The organism is Actinoplanes sp. NPDC051470, from assembly GCF_040682035.1.
Lineage (GTDB): Bacteria > Actinomycetota > Actinomycetes > Mycobacteriales > Micromonosporaceae > Actinoplanes.
Genome location: NZ_JBFBAA010000029.1, coordinates 48,503 through 65,947 on the forward strand (window position 1 = coordinate 48,503; position 17,445 = coordinate 65,947).

The following is a 17,445-nucleotide window of genomic DNA, read 5'->3' on the forward strand; positions in this document are numbered from 1 at the left end:
CCAATGATCAGGCGTAGGTGGCGGATTCGCCACGTGGTGGTGGCGCTGGCCGTGGCGGTGGGAGCCGTGGTGGCGGTGCCGAGCGCGCCGGCCGCGCTGGCCGACGCGGCGGGCCGGGGCGGCGACTATGTGCCGCTGACGAACATGGCCCGCGTGCTCAACACGCTGAACGGGACCGGCACCACCAAGGGGCAGCGTGGCCCCCAGAGCATCACGCCGTTCCAAGTGCTCGGGGTGGGTGGCGTGCCCACCACCAACGTCAAGGCGGTGTTCGTCAACATCACCACCAAGGCGCCGACCGAGGTCACCTTCCTGACGCTGTTCCGGAGCGAGCTGGCGACCCGGCCCGGCGTCCAGCACGTCAACGTGGCGGCGGGCGACAACCTGTCCAACTCGGCGATCGTCGAGGTCGGCGCGGACGGGAAGCTGAAGCTCTACAACAGCGTCGGCAAGATCGACGTGATCGTCGACGTGCTCGGCTACTTCACCACGATCACCGGCGCCGCCGGGCCGGGCGGCTTCGTGCCCGTGCCGTCCACCCCCACCGTGCTGAGCACCGCGGCCGGCATCGGCGTGCCGTCGCCGGGCCTGGTCCCGGCCGGCGGCACCATCTCGGTCAACCTGCTCGGCGGCGTGGTGCCGGCCGGGTCGACGGCGGTCTTCCTCGACCTGCAGACCAACCGGGCCACGGCCGACGGCTGGATCGGCGCCAGGCCGACCGGCGGCAGCGGTGAGCACGCCGTGCTGGCCCACGAGAACGGCACCACCGCCCATGGCGTGATGGTCCGGCTCGCCGCGGACGGGCGGGCCGACTTCCGGAACGGGGGCACCGGCGAAGTCGCCCTGCTGGCCCGGCTGCTGGGCTACGTCACCAGCGTGAACACCGCCGGGGCGGGCTACCGGCCGCTGGTCAAGCGGGTCACCGACCAGACCGTGGCAGCCGGCGCGACCGTCGACCTGCCGATCGGCGGCACGTTCGGCCTGCCGGTCCGGAACATCGCCGGCGTCGCGCTCAACTTCACCGCGCAGAGCAACACCGAGAACGGCTACTTCAAGGCGTACGGCCTGGGCGCGGCCGAGCCGAACAGCTCGATCGCCAACTGGAACGCCGATCGCACCCGGTCGGCGCTGGCCGTCGTCAAGCCGGGCACGGACGGCAAGATCCGGGTGAAGAACAACTCCACCGGTTCGGTCCGGCTGATCCTCGACCTCCAGGGCTGGTTCGCCGAACCGATCACGCCGCTGCCGATCGCGCAGTACGCGCCGACCGCGGTGCTCCAGCCGCCGGGCTCCGGGACGTCGCTCGGGACGATCGAGTACGCGTACGTCGACAACATCGGTGTGACCCGGCTCGGTCACCAGACCGACCCGGACAACTTCCTGTCGCTCCAGTGGACCGCGGCCCCGGCCACGGCCGATCCGCACACCGGGCCGCCGGCCATCGCCGCGTACGCCGACGGCCGGGTCCAGGTCATCGCGCAGAACACCGCGGGCGCCTACTGGACGGCCGGCCAGACCGCCAAGGACGGGGCCACCTTCGACCCCTGGACCGGCATCGGCGGTTCGCTGGCCTCGCCGCCGACGCTGGTCACGCTGTCCACCGGCCCGGTCGGGCTGGGCGTCGACGCGGACGGCGCCCTGTGGCACTACCGGGTCGTCACCGGCACCACCTCGTACTGGCGCAAGCTGGTCGACCAGGACCTGGCCGGACCGGTCACCGCGGTTCCGGTCGCGCAGGGCCAGCAGCTGTTCGCCCGGGACACCTCCGGCGCGGTCCGTACCGCCCTGTACGCCACCGACGGCGCGATGGGCGCCTGGACCAACCTCGGCGGCGACGTGACCGGCCGCCCGGCCGTGGTCGTCTCCCCGGGCTCGCGGCTGCGGGTCTTCGTCCGGGCGGCCGACGGCAGCGTCCGGACCAAGGGGCAGGACCTCGCCGGGGGCTGGGCCTCCGACTGGGCCACGATCGGCACGTTCACCGCGGCCGGGGCGCCGGCCGCGATCCTCGACCCGGTGCTCGGCCGCACCGCGCTGGTCGTCCGGGGCGCCGACAACGAGCTGTACGAAACGTGGGAGACCGCCGCGGGCTCGGCGGCCTGGGAGGACTGGAAGCGGCTGAACCCGGATGCCTCCGATCCGGCGGCCAGTGAGCCGACGATCGCCCCGCTGCAGAACGGATCGGGGCAGACGTGGGTGATCGTTTTCCGTAACATCAACGACGCTCAACGTCTCTACCGGCGCCAGGAGATCACCTCCGGGGCACTGAAGGGACGGGCCGCGACGCCCGGCTTCACGGGGCACACCCTGCCCGCGCCGCCGGTCGGCCGCTGACGTCTTTGCTGTCCGGGGGAGCGGGTCGTGCGCGGCGTGCTCCCCCGGATCACACGGGGGAGGAACGTAGGAATGACGAGGCATCGGTGGCGACTCCGCCACGTGTTACTGGCGCTGGTGGTGGCCGCCGGGGCGGTGGTGGCGCTGCCCGCGGCGCGGCCCGCCCGGGCGGATGACTCCGGCAAGGGCGGCGACTACGTCGCGCTGTCGACCGGCATGGGACGCGTGCTGAACACGCTGACCGGGGTCGGCACCACCAAGGGCGTACGCGGCCCGGCCAGCACCACCCAGTTCCAGGTGCTCGGCGTGGCCGGGGTGCCCACCACCAACGTGCGGGCGGTCATGGTCAACGTGACCACGAAGGCGCCGACCGCGGCCACCTGGCTGACCCTGTGGAAGGGTGACGTGACGGCCCGGCCGGGCGTCGCGACCGTCAACGTCGCCGCCGCCGACAACCTGTCGAACTCGGCCATCGTCGAGGTCGGCGCCAACGGCAAGCTCAATCTCTACAACAACGCCGGCAACATCGACGTCCTGGTCGACGTGCTCGGCTACTACACCGCGGTCCGCGGCGCGAGCGGGCCGGGCGGCTTCGTACCCGTCATCGGCAACCCGACCGTGCTGAACGCGACCGGCATCGCGTCCAACGCCAGCCGGACGGTCAACCTGCTCGGCGGCGTCGTGCCCGCCGGCTCACCCGCGGTCTTCGTCGACCTGCAGGTCGCGTCGGCCACCGCGGAGGGCTGGGTCGGCACCACGCCCACCGGGGGCAGCGGCGAGACCGCCAACCTCGCCTTCGACACCGGAACGACGTCGTCCGGCACGATGGTCCGGCTCGCCGCGGACGGGCGGATCAACCTGGTCAACCACAGCGCCGGCACGATGAACGTGCTGATCCGGCTGCTCGGCTACCAGACCGGCCTCAGCGTCACCGGCGCCGGGCTGCGGCCGCTGGTCAAGCGCCTGATCGACACCACGCTGCCGGCCAACGGGACGGTCGACGTCCCGGTCGGCGGCACCAACGGCCTGCCGACCCGGGGAATCGCCGGCCTGGCGCTGAACTTCGAGGCCAACAGCCCGGCCCAGAACGGCTACTTCAAGTCGTGGGGGATCGGCAACACCGAGCCGGGCAGCTCGGTGTCGACGTGGAACGCCGGCAAGGCCCGGGCCGGTCTGGCCGTCATCCGGCCGGGGACCGACGGCAAGATCAGGGTCAAGAGCGTCTCCACCGGTACGGTGCGCCTGATCGTCGACCTGCAGGGCTGGTTCGCCGAGTCGCTGCCGCCGCTGCCGATCGCCCAGAACTCGCCGACCTCGGTCATCCAACCGGCCAACCCGAGCGGGACGCCGGGCACGATCGAGTACGCCCACGTGGACAACAACGGCGTGCTGCGGCTCGGCCACCAGGCCGACCCGGACGACTTCGGCACCGTGACGTGGAGCGCGGCGCCGGCGACCGAGGAGCCGTACGCGGGGCAGCCGGGCGTGAACGCGTACCCGGACGGCCGGATCCAGGTGACCGTGCCGAACGTGCTGGGCAACTACTGGGTGGCCAGCCAGACCGCGGTCGGCGCGGCGACCTTCAACCCGTGGGGCAACGGCGGCGGCACGATGGACTTCCCGCCGACCCCGGTCGGCCTGTCCAACGGCGTCAACGTCAGCTTCGGCGTCGACGACAACGGGGCGCTGTGGCACCTGCGGCTGGTCACCGGCACCACCTCGTACTGGCGCAACCTCGGTGACCAGGACCTGGCCGGCTCGGTGACCGCGGTTCCGGTCACCGGCGGCCAGCAGTTGTTCGCGCGGGACTGGTCCGGTGCGGTGCGTACGGTCCGGTACGCCGACGACGGCACGATCGGCGCCTGGACCACGATCGGCGCCGCGGGTGTCGAGGACAAGCCGGCCGCGCTGCTGTCCGGCTCCCGCCCGCGGGTGTTCGTGCGGGCCGGTGACGGCAGCATCCTGACCAAGATCCAGGACGCCGCCGGAACCTGGCCGGCCGCCTGGCAGACCGTGGGCACGTTCGCCGCGGCGGGCGCGCCGGTGGCCATCGTCGACCCCGCCTCCGGCCTGACCGCGGTGGTGGCCCGGGGCGCCGACAACCAGATCCACCGGGTCTTCGAGACCGGGCCGGAATCGGGTTCGTGGGGCGACTGGGTGCCGCTCGACCCGACCGGCTCCGACCTGTCGGCCACCGACCCGGCCATCGCCCCGATCAGCAACAGCTCCGGCTCGACCTGGGCGATCGTCTTCCGCGACGGCGACGACGCCACCCGCGTCTACCTGCGTGAGGTGTCGGGAGCCGGCAAGAAGGCGGCGACGGCGACCTTCGCGGCGCACACACTTCCGGCGCCGAAGGCGGACTGACCGGAGCAATCAGGGGTGCGAAGGCCGCCGGGGGCCCACCGGCGGCCTTCTCTCCTCCCCAACTGTCCACATAGATCGATCGGGGGATCGGGCGAGATGAGACGAGTACGGGCGATCACGGTCGCGGCGGCTCTGCTGCTGTCGACCATCGGGTACGCGCTGACACCGGCGACGCCGGCCGCGGCCGCGCCGGCCATCGACGCGCTGGACGGCGCCGTGGTCTCGGTGGAGTCGGTCGAACCGGGGCGGATGGACCTCTTCACCCGGGGACCGGACAGCGCCCTGCACCAGAAGACCTTCGTGAACGGCGCCTGGACCGGCTGGAACGACCTGGGCGGCTCGATCAGCTCGGCGCCGTCGGCCGTGTCCTGGGGCGCGGGGCGGCTCGACGTCTTCGCCCGGAGCACCTCGAACACGCTGGTCCAGCGAACCTGGACGAGCGCCGGCGGCTGGGCCGACTGGGCCGACCTCGGCGGCGTCCTGACCTCGGCGCCGTCGGCCGCCTCGTGGGGGCCGGGGCACCTCGACGTGTTCATCCGGGGGGCGAGCAACTCGGTCCAGCACAAGTGGTACCTGGACAACGGCTGGTCCGGCTGGGCCGACCTGGGCGGATCGTTCACCTCGGCGCCGGCCGCGGCCTCGTACCAGAACGGGCACGTCGAGGTGTTCGTCCGCGGAACCGACAACGCGCTCTGGCACGCCTGGTTCCTGAACGGCGCCTGGAGCACCTTCGGCAGCATGGGCGGCACCCTGGCCTCGGCGCCCGGCGTGACCTCGTGGGGCGCCGGCCACCTGGACGTCTTCGTCCGCGGCCAGAACAACCAGCTCGAACACCGCTACTACTCGGGTGGCAACTGGTCCGCCTGGATCTCGCTGGGCGGCGGCACGGGTTCCGCGCCCACCGCCACCTCCAAGAACCCCAGCCAGCTCGACACGTTCAGCGTGAGCCCGTCCGGCGAGCTCCAGCAGAAGTCGTTCGGACCGGGGGACTGGCCGGCCACCTGGACCCCGGTCGGCGAGTTCGCCCAGCAACTGACCACCCCGAGGTACGCGCGTACGGTCGCCTTCCAGGGCGCGCCCGCGGGCACCGCGCTCAAACCGATCACCTACGCGTACGTGGACAACCTCGGTCGCCTGCGCACCGGCGTGCAGCGCAACCCGGACGTCTTCACCGACGTGACGTTCACGGTGATCGCCGGCAACGAGGCCTTCAGCGGGGTGCCGGCGCTGGGCGAGCAGGAGGACCGGAAGACCGTCCTCGCCGGCCTGAACACCGACGGCGACGTGTGGACCTGGAAGCAGGCGAACGCCGACACCCCGGGGTTCGGCCCGGTGGCCGACGCCGGTGGCTGGGTCACCGCCGCCCCGGCGATCGGCCGGCTCGGCGACGGGCGGGTCGTGCTGTTCGCGGTCGGCCGTGACGGCCGGCTGTGGGCCAAGACCCAGACCGCGAACAACAGCGCCACGTACGGCGACTGGATCGATCTCGGCGACGCCGACCTGGCCGGCGTGCCGACCGTGGCGGCCGGCCGGTCCGGTGTCCGGCTCTTCGCCACCGACACCGCGGGCGTGCTCAAGACCGCGGACTTCGGCGGCACCCTGTCGGGGTGGACGACGATCAGCGACGCCGGGGTCAGTGGCCCGGCCGCGGTGGTCTACCCGGGCTTCCGGACGCGGGTCTTCGTCCGGGCGGCGGACGGGACGATCCAGTCCAAGTTCCAGAACGCGGACGGCACCTGGCCGGCCGCCTGGGGCGCGGTCGGCACGTTCGTGGCGGCCGGGGCGCCGGCGGCGATCCTCGACCCGGGGCTCGGCCGGACCGCGGTCGTCGCCCGGGGCGCCGACAACGAGATCTACCGGGTGTTCGAAACCGGCCAGGGCACCGGGACCTGGGGTGACTGGGAGCGGCTGAGCCCCGACATCCCCGACCCGGCGGCCACCGACCCGACCGTCGCGCCGATCACCAACGGGTCCGGCGAGTCCTGGATCATCGTGTTCCGCAACCTCAACGACGTCACCCGGGTCTACACCCGGCAGGCGCCGCCGACCGCGGCCAAGTCGTCCGCGGCCCCGGCCGGTTTCACCGGGCGCAGCCTCCCGGCCCCGCCGGCGAGCTGATCCCGGGGGCCGGCTGGGCGTCCGTTCACCGGCCGCCCAGCCGGCCCAGGATCAGCGAAGAACCGCCGGTCACGTCTCGGCGAGAGCCTCCACCGGCGTCGCCCGGGCCGCCCGCCGGCCGGGCAGGACCGACGCGAGGACGCCGGCGGCCACGGCCACGACGGTAACCCCGAGGGTCTGCGGCACCGACATGGCGAACTGGATGTTCTCCAGGTTCAGCTGGCCACTGACCGCGTGGTTGCCCACCCAGCCGAAGAACGTCCCGGCGGCAATGCCGACGGCGGCGCCGGCGAGACTGAGCAGGGCCGCCTCGATGGCGAGCATCCAGCGCAGTTGCCGGCGGTGCAGTCCTAGGGCGCGCAGCAGCGCGGACTCGCGGGTGCGTTCGAGCACCGACAGACCGAGGGTGTTGCCGACGCCGACGAGCGCGATCAGGACCGCCACCGCGAGCAGCATGGTGGTCATGGCCAGCAGCCGGTCCAGGGCCGTGTGGTAGACCAGTTTCGCCGTCAGCCCGCCGCTGACCTCCGCACCGGTGAGGGGTTCGGCGGCGGTGCGCAGCTGCGACCGCAGGTCGGTGATGTCGGCCCCGGGCCGGGCTTTCGCCCACACCGTGCCGACCGGGGCACGGTCGTCGAGGGCCGAGAGGACGCCGGGCGCGACGATCAGCCCGTCGCCGGGTGCCAGGGGATCGCCCCGGACCGGCAGGGTGACCGACCCGGACCGCCCGGTGACGGTGAGCGGACTGCCGTTCCGGATGCCGGCGTCCTCGAGGAGGCCGGGGTCGGCGAGAATGACCCGAGCGGTGATCGGCGGGCGCGGCGCCGACAAGAGGGCCATCGCGTCGGTGCCGGGACTCAGCGCCCGGACGGGCTTCGGTTTCCCGTCGACTCCGATGGTGACCCGCGTCGACCGTACCCCCGTGGCGCCGGCGATCCCGGCGACCGCGGCGATGTCGCCGACCGTGCGGGCCGGCAGCGGGCCGTCGAACATCGACACGGTGACGTCAACGGGGAAGCGGGCGGCGAGATTGCCGTCGGCCGTCGCCTTCATGCTCGCCGCGCCGACCTGGAGGGCGACGACCAGCCCGACGGCGAGCATGAGCGCGGCACCGGTCGCGGCCGCCCGGCCGGGATTGCGCAACGTGTTGTCCGTGGCCAGCCGCGCGGTCGGGCCGGCACGACGCAGGGTCGAGCCCAGACCACGCAGCAGCGCGGGCAGGTACAACCCGATGGCGGAGAGCAGCCCGACGGCGCACACGAACGACCCGGCGATGGACAACGGCAGCGCGAAGGCGGTGTCCGTGAAGCCGAGGCCGATCGCCGCCAGCCCCAGGGCGGCCAGGGCCAGGGGCGCGGTACGGCGGGCGAGCGACGTCCGGCGCCCGGCCGCGTCGCCGGCGACGGTGCGGAGCGCGTCCAGCGGTGCGATCGTGGCCGCCCGTCGTGCCGGCACCAGCACCGACAGCACCGCGATCGCGAGCCCGACGACGGCGACGGCGACGACCTGCCCGGCCGGTACGGTGAACGGCTGGTCCAGCACGGCCGCGATCACGGCCGAGAGCGCCAGGCCCAGCCCGACGCCGAGCAATGACCCGGTGGCGCCGATCGCGGTGGCCTCGACGAGCAGCCCGCGCCGGATCTGGTCGCGTCGGGCGCCGACCGCCCGGAGCAGCCCGATCTGCCGGCGCCGCTGCGCGACCAGGATCAGGAACGTGTTCACGATCATGATGGTGCCGACCAGCAGCGCGATCGCGCCGAACACCAGCAGCAGCAGCTGGAAGAGGAACACGCCCTGGGTCCGCTGGGAGATGATGCGCTGGACCATCCCGGAGGACGTCTCCACCCGGCTGCCCGCGGCCACCGCCGCGACCCGTTCGGCGAGCCGCTCCGGCGAGACCGAACCGTCGCCGATGACCAGGATCTCCGTCTGCCCCGACGTGTGGATCGAGTCCGCGGCGGTGTAGAACGACGGAGCGACGAAGGAGCTCAGCGTCAGCCCCGACAGCAGCGAGTCGCCCTGACGGGTGAGGCCGGTGACGGTCAGCGTCGTGGACGAATTCTTGTCGTTGAGCGTGATCCGGTCGCCGACGCCCAGGTTGAGCTGCCGAGCGGTGACGTTGCCGAGGACGATCTCGTCGGCCCGGCCGGGCCAGCGCCCCTCGGCCAGGTCGGTCCAGCGCAGCTTCGGGTTGGCCGGGACCGACTGCTGCTGCACCCAGTCGGAGGTGCCGGTCACCCATCCGCGGGAAAGGAGGCTGAGGTCGGCCGAGGCGACCCCGGCCACGTCCGAGACCCGGGCGGCCAGGCCGGCGCACCCGGCCGGGTCGCCGGCGCCGACGGTGACCACGACGTCGGTCTCGGCGACCCGGGCGATGAGGCTCCGCTCGAACGTCGCCGTCTCGCCCGCGAGGATGGTCACGGAGGCGGTGAGGTAACCGACGCTGATCATGATCGCGACAATGACGGCGACCACGCGGCGCGGGTTGCGCCGCAGTTCGGCGAGCGCGTTGCGGGCCATCGGGTTGCGGGCCATCGGGAAGCGGGCCTGGGGGCCGGCGGTCATGCGGCGAGGCTCCGCATCGCTCCGAGGACCGCGTCCGCCGTGGGGTCGATCAGCTCGTCCACGATCAGACCGTCGCTGAGCAGCAGCGCCCGGTCGGCGTACGAGGCGGCGATCGGGTCGTGGGTCACCATCACGATCGTCTGGCCCAGGTCGCGGCAGGAGCGGCGCAGGAAGTCCAGCAGGGTCGCGGCGGTCCGGGAGTCGAGGGCGCCGGTCGGCTCGTCGGCGAAAAGCACCTCCGGTCCGGTCACCAGGGCCCGCGCGATCGCCACCCGCTGCTGCTGCCCACCGGACAGCTCGGCGGGACGGTGGTCGAGACGGTCGCCGATACCGAGCGAGCCGACGACGGCGGCGAGCCGGGCCGGGTCCGCCGGACGGCCCGCGAGATCCAGCGGCAGCAGGATGTTCTGCACGGCCGTCAACGTCGGGAGCAGGTTGAACGACTGGAACACGAAGCCGATCCGGTCCCGCCGGACCTCGGTCAGCCGCCGGTCGTCGAGCGCGGAGATGTCCTGGTCGCCGATGTACGCGTGGCCGCCGGTGGGCCGGTCCAGCCCGGCCAGGCAGTGCATGAACGTGGACTTCCCGGACCCGGACGGGCCCATGACGGCGGTGAACGTCCCGCGCCCGAAGGTGGCCGTGACGCCGCGCAGCGCGGGGACGGCCGTGTCGCCGGCGCCGTAGGTCTTGGTGAGGTCCCGTGCGGCGGCCGCGGATGTCGTGTCCGGCGGCCGCCGGCGGTCCACGGCGGAGCTGTGTGCGGTCATGAGAATCCTCACTGTCGCTGCTGAATCCGTTGCGTCCCAACGTATGCAGCCGTGGGCAGGAGCAGATCGGTCCATGGTCCGGACCTCGGCACGGCGTCTGCGACCGTGGTCGTAGGGCAGCGAGGTGGTCGGGGGACTACCGGCGGTCCGGTGTGGCCACGCCGGCCTCGAACGCGAAGAGCACCAGGGCGACCCGGTCGCGGCAGTGCAGTTTCGACAGCAGGTTGCCGATGTGGGTCTTCACCGTGGCCTCGGCCATGTGCAGCCGGGCCGCGATCTCGGCGTTGACGGCGCCGGACGCGATCGCCTCGAGCACCTCGGTCTCCCGGGGTGTGAGCAGCCCGAGGCGTTCGTCGGGTGCGGCCGGCCCGCTCGGCAACCGGTCGGCGAAGTGGGCGATCAGCCGCCGGGTCGCGGACGGCGCGAGGACCGAGCCGCCGGCGGCGACGCCGCGGACCGCCGCCAGCAGCTCCTCCTGGCGGACGTCCTTGAGCAGGAACCCGGCCGCGCCGACGCGCAGCGCCTCGAAGACGTACTCGTCCAGATCGAACGTGGTCAGGATGAGCACTCGCGCCGGGTGTCCGAGCCGGGTCAACCGCCTGGTCGCCTCGACGCCGTCCATGACCGGCATCCGGACGTCCATCAGCACCACGTCGGCGTCGACGCCTTCCAGCTTCGTGACGGCTTCCCGGCCGTCGCCGGCCTCACCCACCACGGTCAGGTCGTCCTGCGCCTCGATCATCATCCGCAGTCCGTCCCGGACGAGTCGCTGGTCGTCGACGATGAACGTGCCGAGCGTCATCGGCCCGCCGATCCCGTGGCACGGTGTGTCGGCAGGACCGCGTGCACCTCGAAACCGCCGCCGGAGCGAGGGCCGGCGGTCAGGGTGCCGTCGTGCAGCTGGACCCGCTCGCGCATCGCCGCCAGGCCGGTGCCCCGGCCGTCGGCGGCCGCCGACGCGCCGTACCCGTCGTCGCGGACCACGAGGTCGATCGCCCGCTCGCCGATGTCGAGCCGTACGTCGACCGCGGCGCCCGGTCCGGCATGCCGCAGCGCGTTGGTCAGGCTCTCCTGCACCAGGCGGTAGACCGTCATCCCGGCCACCGGGCCGACCTGCCGGCGGTTGCCGGCGACCCGCAGCCGGACCCGGCCGTCGAGCCGCGACACCAGCTCGTCGATGTCGCCGATCCCGGGCGCCGGTCGGTAGCCGCGTTCCGGCCGGCCGGCCGCCGCCGGCCCGTCGCCGCGCAACATCGCGACCAGCTCCCGCAGGTCGTCGAGGGCCTCCCGGGCGGTTTCGGCGACGGTCTCCAGGATCTCCGGGGCCCGCCGCGGGTCCCGCGCCGTCAGCGCCCGGCCGCCCTCGGCCTGTACCGCGATGACCGACAGCGAGTGTGCCACGATGTCGTGGACCTCGCGGGCCATCGCGGTGCGTTCCCCGGCCGCCGCCGCCTGGACGGCACGTTCGTGCTCGGCGAGCTCCAGCCGCCGGCGCTCGGCCCGCTCCTGCTCCCGCTGTGTCTCCCGCTCCTGGCGGTCGTGGTCTCGCCGGCCGGCGATGAACGCGATGACGACGGTCCCGGCGGCCGACACGATGGTCGTCGCCCAGCCGGCCACGGTCGGCTCCTCCGGCCGGTTGGTCAACCAGACCGGCGTCACCACGGCACCGGCCAGCGCGACGACCAGCCCGGCCCGTGCGCAGGCCGTCGTCGACCAGCGGGCGAGGCTGTGCACCATGATCGGCACGGCCACCACCGCCACCGTCGGGCTCTCCTGCGTGACGACATGGACCACCGCCGCGACGGTCAGCGCGGCGAGCGCGACCCAGGGGTACGCCCGGCGGACCACCAGCGGCGCGCACATGCCGAGCACGACGGCCATGGCCACCGGCCTCGGGTACGCGAAGAAGAGGCTCACCGCCGCGACGCCCAGCGCGAGCCCCGCGTCGCGGAGCAGCATGGAGCCGTCAGGAGTACGCATGGCGTCCACCAGGGTAGACATCCCGCCGCGGCCTGCCATCAGACCACGGTCGGAGATCACACCATCGCGTCGGTGTCCTGGTCCTGAACCTCAACGACGTCACCCGGGCCTGCACCCGGCGGGCGCCGGCGAGCTGATCGGGGGCCGGCCGGGCGTCCGTTCACCGGCCGCCCAGCCAGCCCACCCCCGGTCCCGGTGACCTCGACGTTCTCGGCCATCTCGACCAGCAGCGCCCGATCGGCGGCGACGCCGGACACGGACAGGCTCAGCATCACGCCCTCGCCGAGATCGACCTCCAGGGTGGACTGCTTCCCCAGGAAGCGGGCCGGCTTCCCGGCGACCGTCTCGTTCCAGGCGCCGACGGGCCGGAGGTTCTTGGCGCTCACCGCGATGGTGAGGCCGAGCACCGGCCCGCCGGCCCGCTGCGGCCGCTTGAGGAGATTGAGCTGGGCCGTCCACCGCGGGTAGGTCGAGGCCGTGATGACCGCGCCGGTGACCAGCCAGCCCTCCGGGAGCGAGCGCACCCGGATCGGCGGGTTCAGGGTGTCCCGGTCCGGCTTCACCGACCGGGCCGTGCCGAGCAGCACGTCACGCGCGACGTCCACGTCGACGGCGGTCATCTTCAGCACCACGCCGGCCCGGGGCGACCAGCTCACCTGGGACGTCGTGCCGTCGCCGGAGCGCGCGTAGCGGCCCGGGGCGCCGTCGATGTCGACCGGCTCGCCGGCCGCACCGAGCAGATTCGCGGTGTCCCGCGGGGCCGGCCAGATCTGCAGCTCGACCGATGGCCGGGCCCGCGCCCTGGTGGCGGCGGGCTTCTCCCACCGCTGCACCACCGACCAGCCGTCGGGACCGTCGGGATCGAGACTGTACCGGCGGGACCGCTCGGTGAAGCCGTCCGGCATCCGGCCCGGCCGGTAGAAGACCGGGACGTCCGCCGTGCTGCCGGGCGGCGGCCCGACCGCCGTGTGATCCGGCCCGACCACGAGCGACGGGATCGCGATGGCCGCGGCCACCGCCGCCGCGACCAGCCCGCTGCCGGCGGCCGCGCCGATCCGCCGGCGACGCCGGGCCCGTGTGATCCGCGTGGGCAGGCCGGACAGGATCCGCTCGGCCGGCGCGGCCACCTGGAGGGTGGCGAGCGCTCGCGCCAGATGGGTGCGGACGGTGACGGTTCGGCACCGAGCACGTCGGCGATCTGCTCGGTCGACAGATCCTCGTAGAAGCGCAGGGCGATCACCGCGCGCTGCCGGGGCGGCAACGCGGCGATCAGCCGGAGCATCGCGTCCCGGTCGTCGTGCGGCGCGGTCTGATCGAATTCCTCGAACGTCACGTGAGTCAAACGCCATCACCGGTCACCGATGATGACAGGCCCCCTCACTTTTCTGAGCCGGCCCGCGACGACGGCTTCACCGGCAGAGTGCGGCGTCCAGCGCGTTCTCGAGCCGGGTGACCTGTTCCAGGGCGGTGGGCAGGGCGGTGACCGCGATCGTCGCCGACTTCCCGGTGGTGGTCACGGCGTCGACCGTGGTGTAGCCGGGGGAGTTGCCGCCGTGCTGCCACGCGATGCCGCCGCAGGTGAGGGTGAAGGTGGCGATGCCCAGGCCGTACTTCGCGTCGCCGCGGGTGTCGAAGCCGGGGGCGTCGACGGTCGTCTGCATCTGCTCGAGCTGGGCGGGCTTCAGCAGCCGGCCCTTGATCAGCGCGGTCAGGAAGCGGTTGACGTCGCTCGGGCTGGCGATGAGCTGGCCGGCCGCCCAGCCCATCGACGGGTCCATGACCGTGACGTCGGTCCACGGGTCGCCGGGCTTGTTCTTGTGGTAGCCGTGCGGGTGGGCGCCCCGGATCTCCTGGTCGCCGACGCCCGGCCAGTAGGTGTCGCGGAGGCCGAGCGGCGTGATGATCCGGTTGGTGATCTCCTCGCCGATCGGGCGGCCGGTCACCCTCTGCACCAGCAGCCCGGCGAGGATGTAGTTGGTGTTGCTGTAGCTCCACTCGCCGTGCCCGGGGCCCTCGGTGCGGGCCAGCGCCGCGTCCACCATCTCGCGCGGCTCCCAGTAGCGGTGCTGGATGTCGAGCAGGTCGGTGACCAGGTCGTCGTAGTCGGGCAGGCCGCTGGTGTGCTGGAGCAGCTGCCGGACGGTGATGTCGTGGCCGTCCCAGTGGTCGCCCCGGACCAGGCCGGGCAGGTAGTCCTCGATCGGCGCGTCCAGGTCGACCTTGCCCTCGCCGACCAGCTGGAGCACCACGACCGAGGTGAACATCTTGGTGTTGCTGGCGATCCGCACCCGGCCGTCGACCGGGACCTTCGCGCCGGTGCGCAGGTCGCCGACGCCGCTGGTGTAGTCGCGGGTACGCCCGTCGGTCTGCCGCACCGAGGCCAGCGCCCCGGGGAAGCCGTCGGCGCCGACCAGCCCGTCGAGCGCCCGCTGCACCGCGTCGCGCGTCGGGGGTTTGGCGGTGGCGGACTGTCCGGCCGCGAGCGGCGCGCCGGTGAGCGCGACGGCGGTGGCGAGAGTGACGGCGAGTGCCTTCATGGCTTCCTCCTGATGTCTGTTTCGGACACCAGAAGCCTCCCGCCGGACCTACTCCTTGATCGATCCCACAGGCTGGAGACCGGTGGTACAGCCAGCACTACCCCGGCGGATCAAGGGGTGGCCGACCGCGATCAGCAGCCCGAGGGTGATCCAGACGTACGCGTTGCTGCCCGGGAAAGACAGCCAGCCGAACGGTTTGTCCCACCACAGCCACACCAGGCTGCTGCTCATGATGACCAGCGCGCCACCCACCGCGGCCAGCCGCCGAGGCCGGTCGATGTTCCGCTCGAGCAGCAGGAACAGCGCCGGCAGCAGCCAGACCAGGTGATGCACCCAGGAGATCGGGCTGATCAGGACGGCGACCAGCCCGGTCAGCGCGAACCCGGTGCGGTGGCCGGCGTTGCGGGCCGTCCACCACCAGAACGCGAGCACCAGCGCGACCAGCGCCGGCCAGACCGTCTCCGGCGCCTGGAGCCGGGCGACCAGACCGTGCAGCGACTGGTTCGACACGTACTCGGTCCGGCCGACCCGCTGCGTGTCCCAGAGCGCGTGGCCCCAGAAGGTCGCTGATGACGCGGGCGCCACCAGCCACGTGATCAGCGTGACGCCGAGCGCGGTGGCGGTCGCCGTGGCGGCGGCCCGGTACTGCCGCCGGATGATCAGGTAGCCGATGAACACCGCGGGCGTCAGCTTGATCGCCGCGGCCAGCCCGATGCCCCACCCGGCCGACCGGCCGTTGTCCAGGTTCCGCTGGTCGGCGCAGACCAGCACGAGCAGCACCAGGTTGATCTGGCCGTAGCTGAACGTGTCCCGGGACGGCTCGAACAGCAGGAAGGCCAGGAAGATCAGCGGCGCCAGGCTCCACGCCGTCCAGCCGCGGTTCCGCAGGACGGGCATGACGTACCAGCGCATCAGCAGGCCGACCATGGCCGTGTTGACGACCAGGCCGGCGGCCACCGCGACCGGCCACGAGGTCCAGGCCAGCGGCGCGAGGACGATCGCGGCGAACGGCGGGTAGGTGAAGCCGTACTCGGTGCCCTGGTAGCGGTACCGGTAGAGGTCGCCGTCGTGCAGCAGCCACGCCTGCACCGCGCCGCGGTAGACGCCGAGGTCGAAGAAGTGCCGGAAGGTCGGGATGGTGGCCAGGAAGACGCCGACGGCCACGGTCGCGCCGATCACCAGCGCGGCTTGGCGACGGTTGGTCATCGGGCCTCCTGCGCGAGTGCGCCGGCGCGGGTCAGGAGCACCGACGAGATCCGTACGGTGATGAAGGCCGCGATGCCGATCAGCCCGCCGATCGTGGCCAGCAGGACCCGGTTCGCGTCGGGGGCGAAGCCGTCCGGCAGGACGGCGACGGCCAGGACTACGCAGACCCCCGCGAAGATCTGCCGCACGCGCTGGTCGACGGCGGCCGCGGCCAGCGGGGCCAGGCCCCACAGCAGGTACCACGGGCGCAGCGCCGGACCGAAGACCACCACCGCGCTGAGGACGAGACCCAGGCCGTAGACCGGGCCCAGCTTCGCGCGGTACGTCCACACCAGCCCGGCCACGATCAGCATGGCCAGCAGGCCCGCCCAGCGCCACACGTCGCGGGCCAGGGTGGCGCTGATCCCGCCGTCCAGCAGGGACGCCGTCACCCGTCCGAGGCCGCTGGTGAGCGACCAGTTGTGCGGCGACATCGGCGTCTGCAGGGCGAGGATCCAGCCGTACCCGGTGCCGGCCGCCGCGGTGATCAGCGCGGTCGCCACGCCGGCCGTGCCCGCGACGGCGGCGGTCGCGCGTACCCGGGGGAACCGGCCGTTGATCTGATGGGCCCAGATCGCGGCGACCGCGGCCAGCCCCAGCACGGCCGGCGCCTTCACCAGCGCCGCCGCCACGACCAGAACCACCGCCACGACCGGGCGGCGGCGTACCGCGGCGGCCAGACCGGCGGCGAGCAGGCCGACCATCAGCGCGTCGTTGTGCGCGCCGCCGACGAAGTGGATCAGGGTGAGCGGGTTGAGCACGATCAGCCAGGCGGCGGAGGCGGGCCGGACACCGGCCGACCGGGCGAGCGTCCGGGTGGCCACCGCGAGCAGGGCCAGGCCGCCCACCGCGATCAGCCGCATCGCGATCACGCCGAGCAGCAGGTGCTCGGTCAGCGGGGGAGCGATCAGCCGGGCCACGATCAGCAGGACCGGGCCGTACGGGCTGGGCGTGTCCAGCCAGATCGCCGGAATCTGGTCGGCGATCGCGCCACCCAGCGCCGACGGTCCGACGTGGTAGACGTCGAGCCCGGCGTCCACCATCTGCCCCTGAGCGAGGTAGCTGTACACGTCCCGGCTGAACAGCGGCGGGGTGAACAGCAGCGGAGCGGACCAGAGAGCGAGCGTGCGCCAGCCGTCCGCAGCCCCGCCACCGCCCTCGTCACGACCGGCGGCAGAGTTGAAATGCCCGGTCTTGCCGTACCACCACCAGCCGAGCACGAGCAGCAGCAGCCCGCTGTAGACGGCCACGAGGCCGATCTGCGCGTTGGTGCCGCCGGCGAAGAACGGGATGCCGACCGGGAGGGCGCCGGCGCCGAGGCCGCCCGCCGCGATCAGGACGGAGCCGCCGAACCCGGTGGCCCGGGACAGGGCGACGTGATCTCTGCGCACCGGTGGATCTTTGCCACCGATCGTGGCGATCGGTGAACGCTTGCATGACGTGCGGGTGCACCTGCTGTCACGATGGGGACTCGGCTACGGGTCCGGCATCGGCTGCGGCACCACCGGTCGCTGATCTGTAAATACGGTTAACGG

The 17,445-nt window shown here is 73.1% G+C and carries 11 protein-coding genes and 1 pseudogene; 3 read left to right on the forward strand and 9 right to left on the reverse strand.

Annotated features, from left to right (window positions below; all coding sequences use genetic code 11):
- Positions 1-3 precede the first annotated feature (3 nt).
- The 3 genes from AB0M54_RS36885 (at position 4) to AB0M54_RS36895 (ending at position 6,816) form a co-directional block, all read left to right on the forward strand.
- On the forward strand, positions 4-2,331 hold the full coding sequence (locus AB0M54_RS36885) for a hypothetical protein (RefSeq protein ID WP_364476493.1): 2,328 nt from the start codon (positions 4-6) through the stop codon (positions 2,329-2,331).
- A gap of 72 nt (positions 2,332-2,403) precedes the next feature.
- Positions 2,404-4,698, forward strand: a complete 2,295-nt coding sequence (locus AB0M54_RS36890) for a hypothetical protein (protein ID WP_364476495.1) — start codon at positions 2,404-2,406, stop codon at positions 4,696-4,698.
- Positions 4,699-4,794: 96 nt separating this feature from the next.
- Positions 4,795-6,816 carry a hypothetical protein gene (locus AB0M54_RS36895; RefSeq protein WP_364476496.1) on the forward strand — a complete coding sequence of 674 codons (2,022 nt, stop codon included), beginning with the start codon at positions 4,795-4,797 and terminating at the stop codon, positions 6,814-6,816.
- Between the two features lie 69 nt (positions 6,817-6,885).
- Here AB0M54_RS36895 and AB0M54_RS36900 read toward each other — a convergent pair whose 3' ends face one another.
- From AB0M54_RS36900 to mptB, 9 genes and pseudogenes are all read right to left on the reverse strand, one after another.
- Positions 6,886-9,381 (reverse strand): FtsX-like permease family protein, encoded by a 2,496-nt coding sequence (locus AB0M54_RS36900; protein ID WP_364476498.1) that lies wholly within the window; start codon positions 9,379-9,381, stop codon positions 6,886-6,888.
- A complete protein-coding gene (locus AB0M54_RS36905; RefSeq protein WP_364322744.1) occupies positions 9,378-10,148 on the reverse strand; it encodes an ABC transporter ATP-binding protein in 771 nt (256 codons plus the stop codon). The genes AB0M54_RS36900 and AB0M54_RS36905 overlap by 4 nt, the downstream gene beginning before the upstream one ends.
- Before the next feature lie 136 nt (positions 10,149-10,284).
- Positions 10,285-10,950 carry a response regulator transcription factor gene (locus AB0M54_RS36910; protein ID WP_364476500.1) on the reverse strand — a complete coding sequence of 222 codons (666 nt, stop codon included), beginning with the start codon at positions 10,948-10,950 and terminating at the stop codon, positions 10,285-10,287.
- A complete protein-coding gene (locus AB0M54_RS36915; protein ID WP_364476502.1) occupies positions 10,947-12,128 on the reverse strand; it encodes a histidine kinase in 1,182 nt (393 codons plus the stop codon). Before AB0M54_RS36915 ends, AB0M54_RS36910 begins: the two co-directional genes overlap by 4 nt.
- A gap of 56 nt (positions 12,129-12,184) precedes the next feature.
- Entirely contained in the window at positions 12,185-13,255 is a 1,071-nt protein-coding gene (locus tag AB0M54_RS36920; protein WP_364476571.1) for a hypothetical protein, read from the reverse strand.
- Between the two features lie 95 nt (positions 13,256-13,350).
- A pseudogene (locus tag AB0M54_RS36925) lies at positions 13,351-13,410 on the reverse strand (hypothetical protein); the annotation flags it as partial.
- A gap of 127 nt (positions 13,411-13,537) precedes the next feature.
- Positions 13,538-14,665, reverse strand: coding sequence for a serine hydrolase domain-containing protein (locus AB0M54_RS36930; protein ID WP_364476504.1), 1,128 nt, complete (start codon positions 14,663-14,665; stop codon positions 13,538-13,540).
- A 48-nt stretch (positions 14,666-14,713) separates the two neighbouring features.
- Positions 14,714-15,871, reverse strand: a complete 1,158-nt coding sequence (locus AB0M54_RS36935; protein ID WP_364322763.1) for a glycosyltransferase 87 family protein — start codon at positions 15,869-15,871, stop codon at positions 14,714-14,716.
- Positions 15,868-17,301, reverse strand: a complete 1,434-nt coding sequence (mptB, locus tag AB0M54_RS36940; RefSeq protein WP_364476505.1) for a polyprenol phosphomannose-dependent alpha 1,6 mannosyltransferase MptB — start codon at positions 17,299-17,301, stop codon at positions 15,868-15,870. The genes AB0M54_RS36935 and mptB overlap by 4 nt, the downstream gene beginning before the upstream one ends.
- Between the last annotated feature and the right edge of the window lie 144 nt (positions 17,302-17,445).